This window comes from Okeania sp. SIO2B9 (genome assembly GCF_010672505.1).
In the GTDB taxonomy this organism is placed as follows: domain Bacteria; phylum Cyanobacteriota; class Cyanobacteriia; order Cyanobacteriales; family Microcoleaceae; genus Okeania; species Okeania hirsuta.
Genome location: NZ_JAAHGK010001724.1, coordinates 1 through 1,215, shown reverse-complemented (window position 1 = coordinate 1,215; position 1,215 = coordinate 1). Strand labels below are relative to the sequence as shown.

The window sequence follows — 1,215 nt, the reverse complement described above, 5'->3', positions numbered from 1 at the left end:
TAAGGCGACGAAATTCAAAAATAGAACTATCAAAACCATGGAGTAATAAAATCGGGGTATTACCTTCACCTTGAGAGACAAAACTTGTATTAATTGTTTGAGAAATCAGAGGAGTATAAATTGATTGATACTGAATATTTTGAGCAAAAGAAATAGATGTAGATTCAGTCAGACTTTCGGTTAATTTTGGTAAAAATTTAGAATACATTGGCATTAAACAATTAATAATTAATAATTAATAATTAATAATTATCTCTCCTTGAAAAGAGAGGCATTAAACCTTAATTATTCGGTAAAGGAGAGAAAGCAAGGTTAAATATTAGCAAACACAAGGATATAGTGTATATGAGCTACATATATTAACAATCAAATGTTTGTAGTGCGGGCATCTTGCCCGCAATAGCATCTTACCCGCGATGGGTGTACTTCACCAAAGTGGAATTTGCTGTATCAGGACTTATGCATGAAGTACGAAAGACTAGGATTTGAGATTGCTTCCCTATCGGTCGCAATGACGAAAAGACATTAAAGGCAATGAATTACAGAGTTTTTCATTTGGGTAAACTACAGTAAGGACGTTCCATGGAACGCCCCCTACAAGGTTTTGCTTGTTAAGATGTGGTTCATCAAGAGCGAAAAGCGCTGTAATAAATGAATTAATAGCTGATAGCTGATAGCTGACCGCTGTTTGCGCAGCAGTCCGTAGGAAATGCTTATCTAATTACTCAATTCAATATTTATCTCATTAACAATTCTACGTTTAAGTTCAACAGACTCAGAGCGAGGTAATAAATCAAAAACTTCTCGAAAAGCATCATCTACTTTTTCAAAAGCAACTTGACCTTTAGCATTTAAAACAACTTTTCCTTCTTGGTCAATTAAAACAGTTTGAGGTACAAATCCTTCATAATAATAAGCTGATTTTGTAGAATCATCAGTAACAGGAGTAATAATAGCATCCACATTAACAGGAATAAAACTTGCAGCACGACCATAGAATGCTTGAAGTTGAGAAACTACAGTCGAAAATTGTTTACAATCTTTACTATCATCTAGAAAAAAGACTAATAGAGCAGGTTTAGAACTTTTGAGAGATTCGTTTAATGTTACTCTAGCAGGTACAAGAGAACCATTACCCGCATAAAGGGCAAAAATATTACCATCAAATCTATCATCATTTAGACTTGCTAAAGCAGTTGGTGTAGCTATTAGTAA

Annotated in this window: 1 protein-coding gene and 1 pseudogene; both read right to left on the bottom strand. The window is 34.0% G+C overall.

Annotated features, from left to right (window positions below; translation table 11 throughout):
* A pseudogene (locus F6K13_RS33990) lies at positions 1 to 214 on the bottom strand (alpha/beta hydrolase); the annotation flags it as partial.
* 503 nt (positions 215 to 717) lie between these two features.
* A partial coding sequence (locus tag F6K13_RS33985) for a thylakoid membrane photosystem I accumulation factor (RefSeq protein WP_287290062.1) occupies positions 718 to 1,215 on the bottom strand: 498 nt, incomplete at its 5' end.